At 69.1% G+C, this 2,229-nt stretch carries 1 protein-coding gene; it reads right to left on the bottom strand.

Annotated features, from left to right (window positions below):
• Positions 1-2,229, bottom strand: a 2,229-nt coding sequence (locus tag HV826_RS36220) for a condensation domain-containing protein (RefSeq protein WP_255217599.1), incomplete at both ends; no start/stop codon positions are given.

Genomic DNA, 2,229 nt, shown 5'->3' with positions numbered 1-2,229 from the left:
CCTCGGGGCCCACTCCCATCCCCCTCAGGTGGTGTGCCAGTTGGTTGGCTCGCCGATTCAGCGCTTCGTACGTCAGCGTCTGCCCCACCGCCTCCACCGCCACCGCCTCCGGTGTCCGCTCCACCTGCGCTTCGAACAGCTCCGCCAGCGACGCGTCTCGCGGGTACTCCACGCTCCGCCCGCTCCACTCCTCCACCACCCGGCGCCGCTCCTCCGCCGACATCAACGACAGCTCCGACAACGTGCGGTGCTCGGGGACGCACAGCTCGCGCAGGAGTTGGCGGACCTGCGCCAGCATCCGCGTCGCGACTGCCGCATCGAAGCGCCTGGCGTCAAAGGTGAGGCGAAGCTGCCACTCGCGTCCCGGAACGGCGAGGATCGTCAGTGGGTGGGAGTCCACCTCGACGATGTACGGGCTGCGCACCACCAGCTCGTCCGACATCGTGGTGAGGCCCGCATCGCGCGGGTAGTTCTCGAAGACGACGAGGCTCTCGAACAGCGCGGGGCCCGGCGGCACGTCGCTCCAGCGGCGGACCTCCACCAGGGGCGACGACTCATACTGCCGCGCGTCCTGGAGCCACGCTTGGAGTTCCTTCAGCCACGACACCACCGGGCTGGCCCCGGGCAGCTTCACGCGAACGGGAATGGCGTTGATGAACAGGCCCGCCATCTGCTCGACGCCCGCCAGCTCCGGAGGCCGGCCTGAAACCGTCAGTCCGAACAGGACGTCGTCTTCGCCCGAGTAGCGGCCCAGCAGCAGCGCCCAGGCTGCTTGCAGCAGCGTGCCGCCCGTGACGCCGTGCCGGCGCGAGAACGCTCCGAGCGCCGATGTCTCCGCCGCGCTCATGCGCAGCTGAACTTCCCCCAGGAGCGTCGACGCTCGCGGCGCCCCACCGAAATCCAGCCGCGTGGGCTCCGTGAAACCCGCGAGCGCGCCACGCCAGAAGTCCCGGGCCGCGCCGAGGTCCTGCCGCCCCAGCCACGCAATGAAGTCCCGGTACGGGCGCACCTCGCGCCGAGGCAACGTCAAGCCACGCCGGAGCGCCTCGTAGCGGGAGAAGACCTCTCGCAACACCAATTGCGTGGACCAGCCATCCAGCAACAGGTGCGTCAGGCTGAACACCGCGCGCCACACACGCGCGCCCGTGCGCAGCAGCGTCAACCGGAAGCCTGGCGCACGGGAGAGCACCAGCCCTCGGCGGCGGTCCTCCTCGAAGAACGCGACCAGCCGAGCCTCCTGCTCCGCCGGAGACAGCGCGCGCAGGTCCTCGGTGGCGAAGGGCAGCGAGATTTCACGCATCACCGCCTGGAGCGGCGCCTCCAACCCCTCCCAGAAGAACGCGGTCCGGAGGATTTCGTATTGATCCGCCGTCTGCCGCCAGGCCTCCGTGAAGGCGGCTTCGTCCAAGGGGCCTTCGAGTTCGAAGGAGATTTGATTGAAGTACGGCTGAGTCTCTCGCTCCTGAAGATGGGAGATGAGGATGCCGTGCTGAAGCGATGACAACGGGTAGACGTCTTCGACATCCTCCTCGGACAGGCCCGCCACGGAGAAGCCGGAAGCGGGGGCGGATGAGCGTTCGGCGTCGGGCTCGGCGTCGGCGGTGGGAGCATCGCCCGCCACCGCGGCCAGGGTCGCCACGGTTGGATGATCGAAGAGCTGCTTCACCCGGAAGTACAGGCCCGCTTGCTCGGCACGCGAGACGACCTGGATGGCGATGATGGAGTCACCGCCCAGCTCGAAGAAGTTCTCGTGGATGTCCACCTGGGACCGGCTCAGCACCTGTTCCCAGATGGCGGCCAGGGCCGCTTCCTTCGCGTCGCGAGGCCCCTCGAATGGCCGCGACACATCCTCCGAACGCTCGGGCGCTGGCAACGCGCGCCAGTCCACCTTGCCGTTGGGCGTCAGCGGCAGGGCGTCCAACATCACCAACGTCGAAGGCACCATGTGCGCCGGGAGCCGCTGCTGGAGGAATGCACGGAGCGCGGCCGGGTCCGGCGCCGGCTGCGCCGCGGGGGTGGCATAGGCCACCAACCGCTTGCCGCCAGCTCCCTCCTCCCGAGCAACGACGACGGCATCCTGGACTTCGGGGTGCTCGCGCAGCACCGCCGCCACTTCCCCGGGCTCCACCCGGTAGCCTCTCACCTTCACCTGGAAGTCCGTCCGCCCGATGAACTCCAGCCTCCCATCCCCCAACCACCGCACCTTGTCCCCCGTGCGGTACAGCCTCC

It is taken from the genome of Myxococcus sp. AM010, assembly GCF_013372585.1.
Classification (GTDB): domain Bacteria; phylum Myxococcota; class Myxococcia; order Myxococcales; family Myxococcaceae; genus Myxococcus; species Myxococcus vastator.
The sequence above is the reverse complement of the archived record's forward strand: the minus strand, read 5'-3'. Positions and strand labels throughout refer to the sequence as shown.